The sequence below is a fragment of the Serinicoccus sediminis genome (genome assembly GCF_004153545.1).
In the GTDB taxonomy this organism is placed as follows: Bacteria; Actinomycetota; Actinomycetes; order Actinomycetales; family Dermatophilaceae; genus Ornithinicoccus; species Ornithinicoccus sediminis_A.
Window position 1 is genome coordinate 60338 of the sequence record NZ_SDVA01000015.1, and the last position, 16938, is coordinate 77275.

Sequence of the window (16938 nt, forward strand, 5' to 3'; positions counted from 1 at the left end):
CCGCGGGGGTGGGAGAGCGCGCCGGCGGGGGTGGCGGCGGTAGGCTGGAGGCATCTCTCTCGAGGCCGTGGAGGTGGTCGTGGTGGCGGGTCGGTTGGAGCGTCCGGTCGTCGTCGGGGTGGCAGGCCGGGGGGAGGGTGACCCCGCGCTGGAGTGGGCAGCCCGCACGGCCGCACGGACCGGGACCGGTCTGGTCGTCGTGCACGCCAGCGAGCCGGAGGTGCTGGCCGCGCGGATGGCCGGGGGCGAGGGGGTCGCCGTCTCCGCCGTCCTCGAGCTCGAGGAGGAGACCGTCGCGGAGCTGCGCGGGTATGTCGACGCGCTCGCCGAGCGGCTCGGTGTGAGCGCCCAGCTGGACACCTCCCGCGGGTCGCCGGTGGCGGCGGTCCTGGCGCACCAGGACGACGCCGCGCTGCTGGTGGTGGGCACCGGCCGCCGGAGCGGGGTCGAGGAGTTCCTGCTCGGCAGCACCTCGCTGGGCGTGGCCGCGCACGCCCGCCGCCCGGTCGCGGTGGTCAACCCCGGCGTCGACGTCGACGCCCTCACCCACGGCCAGATCGGCCTCGGGGTGGACGGCAGCGACGACAGTGCCCGGGCTGCCCGCGCGGCCCTGGCGCTCGCCGACCTCACGGGGTCCTCGGTGACCGCGCTGACCACCTGGTTCCTCGAGGTCGTCGACGGCTACGTGGTGACGGAGCCGGACAGCCCGGAGTGGGCCGCGGTGGAGCGGCGCCACGCCCAGCGCATCGTGCGGGCGCTGCAGCCGGCGGTCGAGGCATACCCCCAGGTGCCGGTGGACTGGGAGGTGCGTCGCGGCCCGGTCGTGCCGACCCTGCTGGAGGCGGCGAAGGGGTGGGACGCCCTGGTGGTGGGCAGCCGCGGTCGCGGCGCCGTCCGGGGGCGGCTGCTGGGGTCGGTGAGCCAGCGCCTCATGCGCGCGGCGCCCTGCCCGGTGATCGTGTCCCGGGCCGCCTAGTCCAGACCCCCTCTGCGTCCGGTGCGTGCCGGGCACCCGTCCGGTGTGTGCTGAGCGCGCGTCCGGTGCGCGGTGGCGGTGGGAGGGCGGTCAGAGGCCGCCGGTGGTCGCCTCGGCGGCGCGCTCGGCGATGGTGGACCCGGCGCCCTCGTAGAGGTTGACCACGACGTCGGCCCCCCGGGCCTGCAGGTCCTCGACCTCGTCGTCGTACTGCGCCACCACCGCGATGACGCCGTCGTAGTCGCTGGCGGCGAGCTGCTCGAGAGCGATCCGGTTGGCGCCGTGGAAGGGCATGGCGAGCACGACGATCTCCACCTGCCGGGTGGACTCGAGCCGGCTCCAGAAGTCGCCGTCCGCGGCATCGGCCTCGACGACGGTCAGCCCTTGCTCGCGCAGCTTGAGGACCCGGTTGGGCAGGTTCTCCACCCCCAGGACCGCTAGCCCGTAGACCTCGGCGAGCTCGGTGTAGGCGCTCCGGCCGATCCGGCCCATCCCCATGATGACCGCCCGCGCGTCCCCGAACGAGATGGGCAGCTCGTGGGGGTGCACGTCGGTCGGGGGGTGCATCGGCATGACCTGCCGGGCCCAGCGCAGGATGGCGTCCGACTTCTCGTTGACCAGGGTGGCCGCGACGAAGCTGGCGGCGACCGCGACGGACATGACGACGAGCCACTCCTCGTCGAGCATGGCGCTCGCGACGGCGACCGAGGTGACGATGAGCCCGAACTCGGAGTAGTTGCCGAGCAGCACACCGGCCTTGACCGACGTGCGGCGGCGGAGCTTCTGCCGGTCCAGGATGAAGACGTAGAGCGCGATCTGGGCGGGCAGGAGCAGCAGGAGCAGCAGGCCCAGCACGGCCGAGGACGCCGTGGGCGTCCCGATGAAGCCGATGGACAGGAAGAAGCCGATGAGGAGCAGGTCCTTGAGCAGGAAGAGGATGTGCGAGAGGTCTCCCGCTGCCTTGTGCCCGGCCAGCAGCATGCCGATGACCAGCGCGCCCAGGTCGCCCTTGAGACCGACGGCGTCGAACGCGGCATACCCCGGCCCGAGCGCCATCGCCAGGCCGAAGAGCGCCTGCATCTCGCCGTGCGGGATGCGGTCCCACAGCCACCGGCCGAGCCAGGCGACCGGCACCAGCGCCAGCACGACCGGGATCGCCCAGATGCTGGGGATGCGGCCGCCCGAGACGGTCATGAAGATCACGGCGGCGAGGTCCTGCAGGACGAGGATGCCGATGGCGACCCGTCCGTAGAAGGACTGCAGCTCGGAGTGCTCCTCCAGGACCTTGACCACGAAGACCGTGGAGGAGAACGACAGCGCGAACCCGACCAGGGCGAGGGTCTGCAGGTCCAGGCCCCGCACCAGCGGGTAGCCGAGCAGCCCGACGACCCACAGGAAGCCCGTGCCCACGGCGACCGAGAGGGCCATGTGGCCGACCGTCGTGACCCACACCTCGCGGGACACCAGGCTGCGCACGTTGAGCTTCAGCCCGATCCCGAAGAGGAGCAGCGTGACGCCCAGGTCGGCCATGAAGTCCAGGTACGGCAGCTCCTCCAGGCCCATCCAGTTGAGGGCGAACCCGGCCAGGAGGAACCCGAGCAGGGCCGGCAGACGCAGCGTGGTGGCGAGCAGGCCGGCGGCGAAGGTCGCGGCGATGAAGATCGCTGCGTCGCTCATGGCTGGCTCCTCGAGGCGCGGCCCCACGGGTGGTGGGCCCTAGTCTCCCATGCCGGGCCCACGGGCACCGCGCGGCGGAGGCGTGCGCCGCGCGCCGTCGGTCAGGCCGGTCGGCTCTCCGGGGCGGCGGCCAGCAGCCCGAACCGGCGGATCAGCTGCTCCCAGGCGGGGTGCAGCTCCTCCTGCCGCTGCCGCAGCACCCGCAGGGTGCTCTCCTCCGCCTCCGGCCGCTGGCCCGTGGTCCAGCCGCGGACGAGCTCGTCGTCGACCTCGGGATGGAACTGCACACCCCATGCGAGCGGGCCGTAGCGGGCCGCCTGCACGGTCCCGTCGGTGTCCTCGGCGAGGAGGGTCGCACCGGGCGGCAGGGCGGTGACCGCGTCCGAGTTCCACTGCAGCACCTCGGTGCCCGGTAGCAGGGCGCTCGTCAGGGGGTCGGCCACCCCGTCGGGGGTGGGGCGCCACGCCCGCAGGCCCATGGTCTGCCCGCCCGGCTGCCGGGCCACCTGGCCGCCGAGCGCCAGGGCGGCCAGCTGGTGACCGAGGCAGACGCCGAGGAAGGGACGGCCCGCGGAGACGGTGCCGGCGATGAGGGCCTTGGTGGGCAGCAACCAGCGGTATGCCTGGTCGTCCCAGGCGTCCATGGAGCCCCCGAGCACGACGAGCGCGGCGTGGTCCCCGAGGTCGGCAGGGACGGCATACCCCTCGTGCGCGGGCAGCACGTCGCACGCCAGACCGGCGCTCTCCAGCCAGGGCAGCAGCAGGCCTGCGGGTGCCTTCTCCTCGTGCTGGACGACCAGGGCCCGTGCGGTCATGGGCTCAGGCTAGACCCGCCCGCCCCGACCGCCTCACGCGCCGGTGTCGGGCAGGTCACGGGCGGCGAATCCCGCGCTGTGCACGTCCTCGCCCTCCTCCGGCTCGGCGGCCCAGTAGGGACCCTCGTCGTCGTCGCGGTCCACGGAGTGCGGCTGCAGCTCGCCGCTGGCGATCTGCTCGGCCCAGTGGCAGGCGACGCGGTGGCCCGGGGGCACCCCGTCGATCTCCACGACCCGCAGCTGCGGACGTTCCTCGTCGCAGCGGGTCTCCTGCCGCCACGGGCACCGGGTGTGGAAGCGGCACCCCTTCGGCGGGTCGGCCGGTGAGGGCAGGTCGCCGGTGAGCAGGATCTGCTCCCGGGAGTCCTCGACCGTCGGGTCGGGGACCGGGACGGCGGACAGCAGTGCGCGGGTGTAGGGGTGCAGCGGTGCGTCGTAGAGGTCCTGCGCCTCCGCCTCCTCGACCAGGGCGCCGAGGTACATCACGCCGATCCGGTCGCTGATGTGCCGCACCACGGCCAGGTCGTGGGCGATGACGAGGTAGGTGAGGCCGAACTCCTCCTGCAGGTCGCCCAGCAGGTTGATCACCTGCGCCTGCACGGAGACGTCGAGCGCGCTGACCGGTTCGTCGGCCACGATGAGCTGGGGGTCCACCGAGAGCGCCCGGGCGATCCCGACGCGCTGGCGCTGGCCGCCGGAGAACTCGTGCGGGTACTTCGACAGGGCCGCCGCGGGCAGGCCCACGGCGGTGAGCAGCTCGGAGAGCCGCTGGCGTGCGGCCTTCGCGTCCTGGGCCATGCCGTGCGCGCGCATGCCCTCCAGCAGGAGCTGCTCGACGGTCTGGCGGGGGTCCAGGCTGCCCAGGGGGTCCTGGAAGACCATCTGCATGTGCCGGCGGTGGGTGCGCAGCTTCTCACCCTTGAGCGTGGACAGGTCGATGCCGTCGATGCGCACCTCGCCCTCGGTGATCGGCTCGAGCTGCAGCAGCGCCCGGCCGAAGGTCGACTTGCCGCACCCCGACTCCCCGACCAGGCCGTAGGTCTCGCCGCGACGGATCTGCACGTCCATGCCGTCCACCGCGTAGACGTGGCCGACGGTGCGGTCGACGAGGATGCCCTTCTTGATGGGGAAGTGCACCTTCAGCCCACGCACGTCGACGAGCAGGTCCTCCTCGGTCTCCGTCCGCTGCTCTGCGGATGACGCGGTCGTGGCGCTCACTCCTGCTCCTGGCGTTCGTCGGCCTGGATGTCGTCCAACGGGTTCTCCTCCAGGGGGTTGTGGCAGCGCAGCAGGCGGTCCGGGCCGAGCCCGTCCCGGTCGGGCACCAGCTCAGGGGTGGTCGACCGGCACGCGTCGACCTCGGACGCGCAGCGCGGCGCGAAGGCGCACCCGCCCTCCCAGGGGATGTTGTCGGCGACCGAGCCGGGCACCGGGCTGAGGCGTCGGCCACGCTCCTCGGTCAGCCGCGGGATGGAGGCGAGCAGCCCGCCGGTATAGGGGTGGCGGGGGCGGGCGAACAGGTCGTGCCGCTCGGCGCGCTCGACGACCTTGCCGCCGTAGAGCACGTTGACCTGGTCGCACAGCCCGGCCACGACGCCCAGGTCGTGGGTGATCATGATGAGGGCCGTGCCCGACTCGGTGACCAGCTCGCGCAGGAGCGCCAGGATCTGGGCCTGGATGGTGACGTCGAGGGCGGTGGTCGGCTCGTCCGCGATGAGCAGCCGCGGCTCGCAGGCCAGCGCCATGGCGATGAGGGCGCGCTGGCGCATCCCGCCGGACAGCTGGTGCGGGTACTCCTTGAGCCGGCGTGTGGGGTCGGGGATGCCGACCTTCTTCAGCAGCTCGGTGGCGTAGCGCTCGGCAGGGCCCTTCTTCATCCCCTTGTGCGCCTGCAGCACCTCCGCGACCTGCGTCCCCAGGGCCACGACCGGGTTGAGCGAGGACAAGGGGTCCTGGAAGATCATCGCCAGCTCGCTGCCGCGGCGTTCGCGCAGCTGCTCCTGGGAGAGGGTGAGCAGGTCGGTCCCGGCGAACATCACCTCGCCGGTGACGGTGTTGCCGCGGGCGGGCAGCAGACCCATGATCGCCAGCGAGGTCACCGACTTGCCGCAGCCGGACTCGCCGACCAGGCCGACGGTCTGCCCCGGCCGGACGTCGAAGCTGACCTGGTCGACGGCCCGGAAGGCCCGGTCGCCCTTGCCGAAGGTCACCGACAGGTCGCGCACCGACAGCAGCGGCTCGGCGCCCGCGGAGCCGCTGGGGCTGGTGGTGGGGGAGGGGGAGGTCATGGCAGGGCTCCTCAGCGGCGGGACTTCGGGTCGAGGGCCTCTCGCAGCGACTCGCCCATGAGGGTGAAGCCCAGCGCGACCACGATGATGCACAGCGCCGGGTAGACCGCGACGTGCGGGTAGGAGTTGAAGAAGGTCTGCGCCTTGCCCAGCATCTGACCCCACTCCGGGACGGAGTCGTCGGGGTTGCCCAGGCCCAGGAAGGACAGGGCGGCCGCGTCGATGATCGACACCGCCAGCACCAGGGTGCCCTGCACGATGACCGGGCCCAGCGAGTTCGGGAGCATGTGGCGGAAGACGATGGCGGCCGGCCTGACCCCGAGGGCGCGGGCCGCGAGCACGTGGTCGCTGTGCCGCTGGGAGATCATCGACCCGCGCAGCAGGCGCGCGAAGATGGGCACCTGGATGATGGCGATGGCCAGGATGACCGTCCACTGGCTCGGCCGCGCGAAGAGCGCCGCGATGGAGAAGGCCATGAGCAGCGACGGGATCGAGAGCATGACGTCCACGACCCGCATCACGGCGCTGTCGGCCCAGCCGCCGATGCCGCCGGCGATGGTGCCGAGGATCATCCCGCCGGCCAGCCCGCCGAGGGTGGCCAGGACGCCGACGATGAGCGTCTGCCGGGACCCGACCAGCAACCGGGAGAGCATGTCGCGTCCGGCGTTGTCGCCGCCGAGGGGGAATCCCTCCTGCGCCGGGGGGATCGGGGTCGCGGGGGTGACCTGGTCGATGAGCAGCCGCGCCGAGGGGTCGTGCGGCGCCAGCCACGGCGAGATGATCGCGACGAGCACGAAGACGGAGACGATCGAGAGGCCCACGAGGAACACCGGGTCGCGGCGCAGCCGCCGCCAGGCGCTCTGCCACAGGCTGATGCCCTCGTCGGAGGAGAGCGCCCCGGCCTCGGCGAGGGCGTCGATGCGCTGCTTCTTGCGGTCGCCGGGACGCCACGAGGAGCGCTGGTCCGACGACGGCGTGGTGGTGTCCCTGGCGCTGACGTCCGGTTCGGTCACGGCTGGCTCCTCAGTGGCGCACGCGCGGGTCGATCACCGCGTAGGCGATGTCGACGACGAGGTTGACGATGATGTAGATGAGGGCGGCCATGAGGATCAGCACCTGGAGCACGGGGTAGTCCCGCAGCTCGAAGCCGAGAGCCAGGGCCTGGCCGATGCCGGTGAAGGCGAAGACCTTCTCGGTGAGGACGGCCCCCGCCAGCAGCGCACCCACCTGGAGGCCGACGATGGTGACGACCGGGATGAGCGCGTTGCGCATGACGTGGCGGGCCCGGATGGTCTGTCGGCGCAGGCCCTTGGCCCGGGCCGTGCGCACGTAGTCCTCGTCCATGACGTCGATGACGGCGGCCCTGGTGATGCGGAAGATCACCGCGAACGGGATGGAGGCCAGCGCGATCCCGGGCAGGATCAGGTGCTTGAACGCGTCCCAGGCGGCGTCCCACTCGCGGGTGATGATGCCGTCCAGGACGTAGAAGTTGGTGATGTGGGTGGCGTTGATGCCGACGCTCTGCCGTCCGGACGGCGGGAGGATGCCCATCCGCACGGCGAAGATGTACTTCAGCACGTAGGCGAGGAAGAAGACCGGCACGGCCACCCCGACGAGGGAGAAGATGACGCTGCCGGTGTCGAAGGGCCCGCCACGCCGCGTGGCGGCGAGGTAGCCGAGGGGGATCGCCAGTGCCAGGGCCAGGACGATCGCGAAGACGGCCAGCTCGACGGTGGCCGGGAAGCGCTGGGTGAAGACGTCGAGCGCGGGCTGACCCCGGTAGACCCCGTTGGAGATGCCGAAGTCGCCCTGCACGGCCCGCTGGAGGAAGCGCCAGTACTGCACCGGGAGGGGCTCGTCGAGGCCGAGCTGCGCGCGCAGGGCCGCCGCCGACTCCGGGGTGCCGCGCTCGCCGAGCATGGCGCTGACGACGCCCCCGGGCAGGGAGCGCAGCCAGGCGAAGAGCAGGATGCTGAGCACGAAGAGGGCCAGCACGGCCTGCAGCATGCGCCGGACGATGAATCTCAGCACGGTCGCTGCTCCCGTCTCGTAGGGGCCGCCCCGGGGGACGACGGTGTCGTGGTGTGCCGGGGCGGTGACGACCCGGGGTCGAGACTAGACGCGTGGCGGGCCGAACCCCAAGGGTCCGACCCGCCACGCGTGTCCCTCATGGCGAGAGAGGGTGGTCGCTCACTCGCTGATGGTGATCGTGGAGAAGTCCTCCGCGGTGAGCGGGCTCGGGACGAGCCCCTCCACGTTCGGGCCGACCACGACGGCGGGCGGGCTGTGCGAGAGCGGCAGGCCGGGCAGCCACTCCTCGCTCATGATGTCCGCGTTGAGCTCACGGTAGAGCTCCTCACGGGTGTCCTCGTCCGCCTCGGCGTCGGCCGCCGAGATCTGCTCCTGCAGGTCCTCGTGCCAGTCGTAGGCACTGGTGCCGAACTGGTTGTCGTCGCCGCAGAAGAAGGCGCACAGGAAGTTGTCGGCCGAGTTGAGGTCACCGGTCCAGCCCAGGAAGTAGGCGGGGGACCGCGAGCTGGTGACGTCGTCGATGTAGCCGCCGTTCCAGGGCTTGGTCACCGGCTCGACGGTGATGCCGGCCGCCTCCCAGTCGGCCTTGACCGCGTCGTAGACGCGCTGCGGGTCGGGCATGTAGGGGCGGGTCACCTCGGTGGGGTACCACAGCTCGATGGTGAGGTCGGACTTGCCGGCCTCCTCGAGCAGCTCCTGCGCGCGCTCGACGTCGTACTCATAGGGGGCGATGTCGCCGTTCCAGCCGTCGACCGTGTCCGGCATGAACTGGGTGGCCACCTGCGCACCCTCCGGGAGCTGGCTCGCGACGAGCTGCTCACGGTTGATGGCGTGGTAGAGCGCCTGGCGCACCAGCGGGTCCTCCAGCTGCTCGTCCGCCATCGGGTTCAGCGCCAGGTAGAGCACGTTGAACGGGTCGCGGATGAGGACCTGCTGTCCGGCCTCCTCGAGGGCCGCCCAGTCGACCGGGTTGGGCAGGTCGTAGCCGTTGATGGTGCCGGCCTCGAGCTCCTGCCGCCGGGCGTTCTCGTCCGGGATGATCTTGAAGACCAGCGTCTCGACACCGGCCGGCTCGCCCCAGAAGTCGTCGAAGCGCTTCAGCGTCACGGTGCCGCCGGCGTTGTCGTAGGACTCGAAGGTGAACGGCCCGGTCCCCGTGGGGTGCTCCTGGGCGTACTCCGGGAAGACCAGGGCCTCGCCCTCGGCCTCGATCCCGTTGGCGTCGTACTCCTCCATCGCCGTCGGCGACTGGATGCCGTAGGAGCTCTGCGAGAGGACCATGGGGAACTTGCCGGTGACCCGGCTCACCTCGACGGTCGCGGTCAGCTCGTCCGTGGCCTCGCACCCGACGTAGAGCGAGTCCTCGCCGAAGCCGAAGTCGTTGCCGTAGTAGTAGGCCGCCGCGGGCAGCTGGCCCGTCTCGTTCTGGTCGGCCCAGCGGTCCATGTTGTAGCAGACCGCCTCGGCGTTGAACTCGGTGCCGTCGTGGAAGGTCACGCCGTCCTGGAGCTCGAAGGTCCAGGTGAGCCCGTCCTCGCTCTCCCACGACGTGGCCAGCTCGGGGATCCCCTCGCTGCCGCCCTCCTCGATGCCGATGAGGTTCTGGAAGATCTGCCGGCTCACCCGGAAGGTCTCGCCGTCGCTGGCGTAGAACGGGTCGAAGGTCGCGGGGGCTCCGGCGGCGCCGAAGATGAAGGTCGCGTCCGACATCTCCTCGCCCCCACCGGCGTCCTCGGACGAGCCGGAGCCCTGCTCGTCGCCCGAGCCGGAGTCCCGCTCGGACTCTGCGCACGAGCTCAGGACGAGGGCCAGAGCTGCGCTGGTCGCGGCGATCGCGACCCTGCGGTTCTTCATCGTGCCTCCTACAGCGTGATGACCGGGCACGGGATAGCCCGGTATACCCGGTGACCCCACCACAACCACGACCGCTTGCCAAGGGCGACCGGCGGTTCGTGACGGGACCGTGACCTGCCCCGACGGCAACCCGCGGGGGCTGGGAGGATGAGGAGGTGCCCCTCGTCGCCGCCGTCGCCCTCTGCGACTCGCTGGACCGCCCCACTCGCGTCCTTGCCGGGTGCCGCGACGCTCCGGCGGCGCTGGCGGGCCGCTGGGAGTTCCCCGGAGGCAAGGTGGAGCCGGGTGAGGACCCGGCCGCGGCCGCGGTGCGCGAGGCCCGCGAGGAGCTGGGCGTGCAGGTCCGGCTCGGCGGGCGGGTCGGCGACGACTGGCCGTTGGCGCCGCCGTGGTCGATGCGGCTGTGGTGGGCGGTGTGCCCGGGCGGCCAGCCGGCGCCGCGACCCCTGCAGGACCACGGCGAGCTGCGCTGGCTGGGCCCGGACGACCTGGACGACGTGCCGTGGCTGGAGCACGACATCCCCATCGTCCGCTTCCTGGCCCCGCTGCTGCACGCCTGACCCGGTTGCACGTCGCGCCGCCCGCCCGGCCGCGCAGCACGGCATGAGGTGGGTCGCAGGGCCACGGGGGTGAGACACTGGGCGCATGCCCCTCGCTGACCTTGACTCCGCCCTGCCCGCAGGCGTCCGCGCAGACATCCGCAACGTCGCCATCGTGGCGCACGTCGACCACGGCAAGACGACCCTGGTCGACGCCATGCTCACCCAGGGCGGGGCCTTCGCCGACCAGCAGCAGCGCGGCGGGGAGGGCCCGGACCGGGTCATGGACTCCGGCGACCTGGAGCGCGAGAAGGGCATCACGATCCTGGCCAAGAACACGGCCATCCGCTACACCGGCGCCTCGGCCCCCGAGGGCGGCATGACGATCAACATCATCGACACCCCGGGGCACGCCGACTTCGGGGGTGAGGTCGAGCGCGGCCTGTCCATGGTCGACGGCGTCGTGCTCCTGGTCGACGCGTCCGAGGGCCCGCTGCCGCAGACCCGCTTCGTGCTGCGCAAGGCGCTGGCGGCCCACCTGCCCGTCGTGCTGTGCATCAACAAGGTGGACCGGCCGGACAGCCGTATCAGCGAGGTCGTGGACGAGGTCTACGCGCTGTTCATGGACCTGCTCGACGAGCACGACCCGGCGCAGGTCGAGCTCGCCCTCGACTTCCCGGTGGTCTACGCCTCGGCGAAGGCCGGGCGGGCGAGCCTGGAGGTGCCGGTCGACGGGGGGCTGCCGGACAGCCCGGACCTGGAGCCGCTCTTCGCGACCATCCTGGAGACGGTGCCCGCTCCGACCTTCACGCCGGGCGCGCCCCTGCAGGCGCACGTCACCAACCTGGACTCCAGCCCGTTCCTGGGGCGGCTCGCGCTGTGCCGGGTCCACGAGGGCGAGATCCGCAAGGGCCAGCAGGTGGCCTGGTGCCGCCGGGACGGCTCGGTCACCTCGGTCAAGATCACCGAGCTGCTGCTGACCGAGGCGCTGGAGCGCAAGCCGGCCGAGCAGGCCGGTCCGGGCGACATCATCGCCATCGCCGGCATCCCCGACATCACCATCGGGGAGACGCTGGCAGACGCGGCCGACCCGGTGCCGCTGCCGCTCATCACCGTCGACGAGCCGGCCATCTCCATGACGATCGGCACCAACACGAGCCCGCTGGCCGGTCGGGTCAAGGGCGCCAAGCTCACCGCCCGGCTGGTCAAGGACCGGCTGGACAAGGAGCTCGTGGGCAACGTCTCGCTGCGGGTGCTGCCGACCGAGCGGCCGGACGCCTGGGAGGTCCAGGGGCGCGGCGAGCTGGCGCTGGCCATCCTCGTGGAGCAGATGCGCCGCGAGGGCTACGAGCTCACGGTCGGCAAGCCGCAGGTGGTCACCCGCGAGGTCGACGGCAAGCTGCACGAGCCGGTGGAGCGGCTGACCATCGACACCCCCGAGGAGCACCTCGGCACCATCACGCAGCTCATGGCCGCCCGCAAGGGCCGGATGGAGCAGATGACCAACCACGGCACGGGCTGGATCCGGATGGAGTACCTCGTGCCCTCGCGCGGGCTCATCGGCTTCCGCACCGAGTTCCTCACCGAGACCCGCGGGACCGGGATCGCCCACCACGTCTTCGACGGCTACGCCCCGTGGTTCGGCGAGATCCGCACCCGGCAGTCCGGCTCGCTCGTGTCCGACCGGTCGGGGGTCGCCACGAGCTACGCCATGTTCAACCTGCAGGAGCGGGGCACGATGTTCCTCGAGCCGACCACCGAGGTCTACGAGGGCATGATCATCGGGGAGAACTCGCGGGCCGACGACATGGACGTCAACATCACCAAGGAGCGCAAGCTCACCAATGTGCGCTCGGCCGGCGCCGACGTCCTGGAGCGCCTCGTCCCCCCGCGGGTGCTGTCGCTCGAGCAGTCCCTCGAGTTCTGCCGTGAGGACGAGTGCGTCGAGGTGACGCCGGAGGCGGTCCGCGTGCGCAAGGTGATCCTGGACGCCAACCAGCGGGCGAAGGCCGCCCGGTCCAAGGGCTGAGCGGTGGCGCCGCGCCCCGACCTGCGCGACGGCCTGCCCGAGGGCAGGCCGCTGCGGGTGGTCGCGGTGCACGCCCATCCCGACGACGAGACCCTGGCCACGGGGCTGGCGCTCGCGCACCACGTCGAGGCGGGCGACGACGTGCACGTGGTCACCTGCACCCTCGGCGAGGAGGGTGAGGTCATCACCCCGGCGCTGGCCCACCTCGAGGGCGACGGCCCGGCGCTCGCCGCGCACCGTCGTGGGGAGCTGGCCCGGGCCATGCGGCGCCTCGGGGTCCGACACCTCTTCCTCGGCGGCGACCGTCCCCGCTGGCGCGACAGCGGCATGGCCGGGTCGCCCGCGTCCGCCCACCCGCGCGCCTTCGCCGGTGCCGAGGTCGACGAGGCCGCCGACCTGCTGGCCGCGCTGCTCGGCGGGCTGCAGCCCGACCTCGTGCTGACCTACGACCCCTGGGGCGGCTACGGGCACCCCGACCACGTGCAGACCCACCGGGTGACCGTCCGCGCCGTGGAGCTGCTCGGTCGGCGGGCGACCGGCGCCGCGCCCCGCCTCTACGTGGCCCTCACCCCCGCCTCCTGGGCGCGGGAGGACCGGCGGTGGCTGGCCCGGCACGTCCCCGCCGGGGTGCGCAGCCCGGCCGGCGGCGAGGCGAGGGTGCCCGACCCCGACGACGCCTTCCCGCCGTCCGTCGTGGCCGACGACGTCGTCACGCACGCCGTCGTCGACACCTCTGCCCTCGTCCGCCAGCGGGCGGCGCTGGCCGAGCACCCCACGCAGGTCACCCTGCACGAGGGGTGGTACACCCTCTCGAACGACGTCGCCGCCCGGCTCCCCGGTCGCGAGGGGTATGCCGTGTGGCCGGCGGCCCGCGACACGCTCGCCCGGGCTCAGGGGGGAGTGCCGGCATGAGCCCGGACCAGCTCCGACCGGACGCCCCCGGGACCGTGGACCCGGCGACCTACCGCCTCGCGATGGGGCGGTTCGCGAGCGGGGTCGCGGTCGTGACCTCGAGGCTGCGCGGGCACGACGTGGCGCTCACCGTGGACTCGCTGACCAGCGTGTCCCTGGAGCCGGTGCTCCTGCTCGTGAGCCTGCACCCGGAGGCGCGGGTGCTGGAGGGCCTCGAGGACGGCTCCGACTTCGCGGTGAGCGTCCTCACCTCGGTGCAGCGCGGGACGGCGGAGTGGCTGGGGGAGACCGGCCGGCCGCTGCACGACCAACTGGGGAGGGTGCCGCACCACCAGGGACCCGCGACCGGGATGGCGGTGGTCGACGACGCCCTCGCCAGCTTCGAGTGCCGGACGGTCGACCTGCGGGAGGCGGGCGACCACGTCCTGGCGCTCGGCGAGGTGGTCGCCATGGACGCGCGACCCACCGACCGCCCCGCGCTGGTGCACTACCGTGGACGGCTGGGAGAGCTGCGGTGACCGCGGTGCGTGCCACCCTCTCCGTGACCGGGACCGGACGAGATGGACGGAGCGCAGATGGCTGACGCCACCGATCGACCAGGCACCCTCCGGGAGGAGGGCGACGGCCGCGGGTGGTGGGCCGTGCTCGGTCGCCTGCTCGCGGCGCTGCTGGTGCTCGGGGCGGTCTACGTCGGCGCCGCGCTGTACTTCCAGGACCGTCCGCCCTCGGGGGTCAGCGTGGCCGGGGTCGAGATCGGCTCGCTCACCGACCAGGAGGTCCGGGCCGAGCTCACCCGAGAGTTCGGGGACCGCACGACCGAGCCCGTCCTGCTCACGCTGCGCCCCGAGGGCGTGCCCCAGGAGGACGCCGAGCAGCTCGAGCTGGTCCCGGAGCAGGCGGGCCTGTCCCTCGACCTCGACCGCACCCTGCGCGGGGTGACCGGGCTGTCCTTCCACCCCGCCCGGATGTGGGACCACGTCGCGGGCGCGGACCGCGACCTGCCCCTCTACGGTGCGGTCGACGCGGACGCGCTGCGGGCCGAGCTCGCCCGCCTGGGCGCGGACTACGACACCGAGCCGGTCGACGGCGAGGTCACCCTCACGCCCGACGGGGTGGAGGTCAGCGAGGCCCGACCGGGACGCACCCTGGAGGTGGAGGACACCGCCGAGGAGGTCGCCCAGGCCTGGGTCGGCCAGCAGCCGTGGGAGGACCAGCAGGAGCCCGCAGTGGCCGGGGTGGCGTCGCTGCAGCGCCCCGAGCTCACCGCGGCCGAGATCGACAGGTTCACCGAGGAGGTCCTCGACCCGGCCCTGGAGGCTCCCGTGGTCGTGGAGGCGACCCGCGGGGAGGGGGACCAGGAGGAGCAGGCCACCGCCCAGCTCGCGCGGCGGGACCTGCTGGAGCTGCTCACCGTCGAGCGCGCGGACGGCGCCCTCACGCTGGGCATCGACAGGGAGGCCACCCTCGCCCGGGTCCGGCAGGACCTGGGGCGGCTGGAGCGCGGGCCGCGTGACGCCACGGTGCGCCTGGACGGCTCCTCGGTCGAGGTGGTCCCCGGCCAGGTGGGCTACGCGCTGGTCGAGGACGGTCTGGTCGACGCGGTCGAGGCGGCCCTCCCGCGGACCGGGGAGGAGCGGACCGTCGCCGCCGGCATCGACACGGTGCGCCCGCAGATCACCAACGCCGTCGCCCGGGACTGGTCCTTCTCGCAGATGTCCTCCTTCGTCTCGGTCTTCCCGACCGGACCGGACTACGAGGCACGCACCGCCAACCTGCGCACCGGCGTCGCCAACGTCAACGGCACCGTGGTGATGCCGGGGGAGCAGTTCAGCCTCGGCGCGGCCCTCGGCGACGTCAGCGAGGAGGGCGGGTATGCCGAGGCGCCGGTCATCGTCGACGGCGAGCTGGTCATGGGCCTGGGTGGTGGGCTCTCCCAGATCTCCACGGTCGTCTTCAACGCCTCGTGGTTCGCCGGGGTGCAGCTCGACGCCCACACGACCCACTCGTTCTACATCCCGCGCTACCCGGCCGGGCGGGAGGCCACCCTGGCGCTGCCGTGGATCGACAACCTGTGGACGAACGACACGGACACCCCGGTCGTCGTGCGCACCTGGATCACCGGCGACGAGATCCGCATGGTGTTCCTGGGGGACCGGCAGTACACCGTCCGCACCATCGACGGGGAGCGGCGCGACGTCACCCAGGGCGAGCGGCGCGAGGACGACAGCGCGGACTGCGTCAACCAGGCCCGGGCCGAGGGCTTCACCATCCGCAACATCCGGATCCTGCGGCGCGGGGGCGAGGAGGTCGGCCGGGACGACTTCACCACGACCTACGACGCCGCCGACGAGGTCGTGTGCACCAACCCCCGGGCGCCCGGCCGGTGAGCCCCGGCAGGACCCTCCTGGGGGCGCGGACCCCGTGAGGCGGCCCCGCGCTCGGACGCATTAGTGTGTGCCCATGACGTACGTGATCGCCCAGCCCTGCGTGGACCTGAAGGACAAGGCCTGCATCGAGGAGTGCCCGGTCGACTGCATCTACGAGGGTGAGCGTTCCCTCTACATCCACCCCGACGAGTGTGTGGACTGCGGTGCGTGCGAGCCGGTCTGCCCGGTCGAGGCGATCTACTACGAGGACGACGTCCCGGAGGAGTGGGCCGACTACTACAAGGCCAACGTCGAGTTCTTCGACGACCTCGGCAGCCCCGGCGGCGCGGCCAAGATGGGCGTCATCGCCAAGGACCACCCCGTCGTCGCGGCGCTGCCCCCGCAGTCCCACGACGAGTGAACCGCCCCGCCGTCCGGCCCACCCCGACCAGGAGGACCTCATGACCGACACCACCAGCCAGACCCCGGCCAGCCTGACCCACGCCGGCCACGAGCTGTCCCTGCCGGTCGTGCCGGCCGCCGAGGGCAACAACGGGCTGGACATCAGCAAGCTCCTGAAGACCACCGGTGACGTCACCCTGGACGTGGGCTTCGTCAACACCGCCTCGTGCCGGTCCGAGATCACCTACATCGACGGTGGGGAGGGCATCCTGCGGTACCGCGGCTACCCCATCGAGCAGCTGGCCGAGCAGTCCACCTTCCTCGAGACGAGCTACCTGCTCATCTACGGGCAGCTGCCCTCGGCCTCCGAGCTGGAGGAGTTCGACCAGCGGCTGCGGCGGCACACCCTGCTCGTCGAGGACATGAAGAACTTCTTCGACGGCTTCCCGCGGGACGCCCACCCCATGTCGGTGCTCTCCTCCGGCGTCTCCGCGATGGGCACCTTCTACCAGGACAGCCTGGACCCGCACGACCCCGAGGCCGTCGAGATCTCCACCGTGCGGCTCATGGCCAAGCTGCCGACGATCGCCGCCTACGCGTTCCGCAAGAGCCGGGGCCAGTCCACGCTCTACCCGAACAACGACTACAACCTCGTCGAGAACTTCCTGTGGATGACCTTCGGGCAGCCCACGGAGCGCTACGAGATGGACCCGGCCGTGGCGCGGGCCCTGGACCAGCTGTTCATCCTGCACGCCGACCACGAGCAGAACTGCTCCACCTCCACCGTCCGGCTCGTCGGCTCCTCCGAGGCGAACCTCTACAACGCCATCTCGGCCGGCATCCACGCCCTGTCGGGTCCGCTGCACGGCGGCGCCAACAGCGCGGTCCTCGCCATGCTCGACCAGATCAAGGCCGACGGGGGGGACGTCTCCGAGTTCGTCCGCAAGGTCAAGGACAAGGAGGACGGCGTCAAGCTCATGGGCTTCGGCCACCGGGTCTACAAGAACTACGACCCGCGGGCGGCCATCGTCAAGAAGACGGCCCACGAG

The 16938-nt window shown here is 72.4% G+C and carries 15 protein-coding genes; 8 read left to right on the forward strand and 7 right to left on the reverse strand.

The window, feature by feature from the left end:
- Positions 1 to 82 precede the first annotated feature (82 nt).
- Positions 83 to 976, forward strand: a complete 894-nt coding sequence (locus EUS26_RS13530; protein ID WP_130014347.1) for a universal stress protein — start codon at positions 83 to 85, stop codon at positions 974 to 976.
- A 90-nt stretch (positions 977 to 1066) separates the two neighbouring features.
- Here EUS26_RS13530 and EUS26_RS13535 read toward each other — a convergent pair whose 3' ends face one another.
- The 7 genes from EUS26_RS13535 to EUS26_RS13565 all read right to left on the reverse strand — a co-directional run bounded on the left by EUS26_RS13535 (position 1067) and on the right by EUS26_RS13565 (position 9641).
- The gene (locus EUS26_RS13535) at positions 1067 to 2653 is read right to left on the reverse strand and encodes a cation:proton antiporter family protein (RefSeq protein WP_130014348.1); all 1587 of its coding nucleotides are present in this window, start codon (positions 2651 to 2653) and stop codon (positions 1067 to 1069) included.
- A 101-nt stretch (positions 2654 to 2754) separates the two neighbouring features.
- On the reverse strand, positions 2755 to 3468 hold the full coding sequence (locus EUS26_RS13540) for a type 1 glutamine amidotransferase (protein ID WP_130014349.1): 714 nt from the start codon (positions 3466 to 3468) through the stop codon (positions 2755 to 2757).
- Between the two features lie 33 nt (positions 3469 to 3501).
- Positions 3502 to 4686 (reverse strand): ABC transporter ATP-binding protein, encoded by a 1185-nt coding sequence (locus EUS26_RS13545; protein ID WP_130014350.1) that lies wholly within the window; start codon positions 4684 to 4686, stop codon positions 3502 to 3504.
- The gene (locus EUS26_RS13550) at positions 4683 to 5756 is read right to left on the reverse strand and encodes an ABC transporter ATP-binding protein (protein WP_130014351.1); all 1074 of its coding nucleotides are present in this window, start codon (positions 5754 to 5756) and stop codon (positions 4683 to 4685) included. The genes EUS26_RS13545 and EUS26_RS13550 overlap by 4 nt, the downstream gene beginning before the upstream one ends.
- Positions 5757 to 5767: 11 nt before the next feature.
- Positions 5768 to 6676: an ABC transporter permease gene (locus EUS26_RS13555; RefSeq protein ID WP_238148989.1), complete on the reverse strand. Its 909-nt coding sequence runs from the start codon at positions 6674 to 6676 to the stop codon at positions 5768 to 5770.
- 103 nt (positions 6677 to 6779) lie between these two features.
- Positions 6780 to 7787 carry an ABC transporter permease gene (locus tag EUS26_RS13560; RefSeq protein WP_130014353.1) on the reverse strand — a complete coding sequence of 336 codons (1008 nt, stop codon included), beginning with the start codon at positions 7785 to 7787 and terminating at the stop codon, positions 6780 to 6782.
- 159 nt (positions 7788 to 7946) lie between these two features.
- Entirely contained in the window at positions 7947 to 9641 is a 1695-nt protein-coding gene (locus tag EUS26_RS13565; RefSeq protein WP_130014354.1) for an ABC transporter substrate-binding protein, read from the reverse strand.
- 155 nt (positions 9642 to 9796) lie between these two features.
- Here EUS26_RS13565 and EUS26_RS13570 point away from each other — a divergent pair, with 155 nt between their 5' ends.
- The 7 genes from EUS26_RS13570 to EUS26_RS13600 all read left to right on the forward strand — a co-directional run.
- Entirely contained in the window at positions 9797 to 10201 is a 405-nt protein-coding gene (locus tag EUS26_RS13570) for an NUDIX domain-containing protein (protein ID WP_130014355.1), read from the forward strand.
- 85 nt (positions 10202 to 10286) lie between these two features.
- Positions 10287 to 12209: a translational GTPase TypA gene (typA, locus tag EUS26_RS13575; protein ID WP_130014356.1), complete on the forward strand. Its 1923-nt coding sequence runs from the start codon at positions 10287 to 10289 to the stop codon at positions 12207 to 12209.
- Between the two features lie 3 nt (positions 12210 to 12212).
- Positions 12213 to 13121 (forward strand): N-acetyl-1-D-myo-inositol-2-amino-2-deoxy-alpha-D-glucopyranoside deacetylase, encoded by a 909-nt coding sequence (gene mshB, locus EUS26_RS13580; protein ID WP_130014357.1) that lies wholly within the window; start codon positions 12213 to 12215, stop codon positions 13119 to 13121.
- A complete protein-coding gene (locus tag EUS26_RS13585) occupies positions 13118 to 13639 on the forward strand; it encodes a flavin reductase family protein (protein WP_130014358.1) in 522 nt (173 codons plus the stop codon). Before mshB ends, EUS26_RS13585 begins: the two co-directional genes overlap by 4 nt.
- Positions 13640 to 13696: 57 nt before the next feature.
- Positions 13697 to 15508, forward strand: a complete 1812-nt coding sequence (locus EUS26_RS13590; protein WP_130014359.1) for a VanW family protein — start codon at positions 13697 to 13699, stop codon at positions 15506 to 15508.
- 73 nt (positions 15509 to 15581) lie between these two features.
- Positions 15582 to 15908 (forward strand): ferredoxin, encoded by a 327-nt coding sequence (fdxA, locus tag EUS26_RS13595; protein ID WP_130014360.1) that lies wholly within the window; start codon positions 15582 to 15584, stop codon positions 15906 to 15908.
- A 40-nt stretch (positions 15909 to 15948) separates the two neighbouring features.
- Positions 15949 to 16938: citrate/2-methylcitrate synthase (locus tag EUS26_RS13600; protein WP_130014361.1), on the forward strand; the 990-nt coding region annotated here is incomplete at its 3' end.

Bases quoted from the DNA above. Each gene is read 5' to 3' on its own strand.
- EUS26_RS13535 (WP_130014348.1), bottom strand. From the start codon at position 2,653: ATGAGCGACGCAGCGATCTTCATCGCCGCGACCTTCGCCGCCGGCCTG.
- EUS26_RS13540 (WP_130014349.1), bottom strand. From the start codon at position 3,468: ATGACCGCACGGGCCCTGGTCGTCCAGCACGAGGAGAAGGCACCCGCA.
- EUS26_RS13550 (WP_130014351.1), bottom strand. From the start codon at position 5,756: ATGACCTCCCCCTCCCCCACCACCAGCCCCAGCGGCTCCGCGGGCGCC.
- EUS26_RS13565 (WP_130014354.1), bottom strand. From the start codon at position 9,641: ATGAAGAACCGCAGGGTCGCGATCGCCGCGACCAGCGCAGCTCTGGCC.
- typA (WP_130014356.1), top strand. From the start codon at position 10,287: ATGCCCCTCGCTGACCTTGACTCCGCCCTGCCCGCAGGCGTCCGCGCA.
- EUS26_RS13585 (WP_130014358.1), top strand. From the start codon at position 13,118: ATGAGCCCGGACCAGCTCCGACCGGACGCCCCCGGGACCGTGGACCCG.
- EUS26_RS13590 (WP_130014359.1), top strand. From the start codon at position 13,697: ATGGCTGACGCCACCGATCGACCAGGCACCCTCCGGGAGGAGGGCGAC.
- fdxA (WP_130014360.1), top strand. From the start codon at position 15,582: ATGACGTACGTGATCGCCCAGCCCTGCGTGGACCTGAAGGACAAGGCC.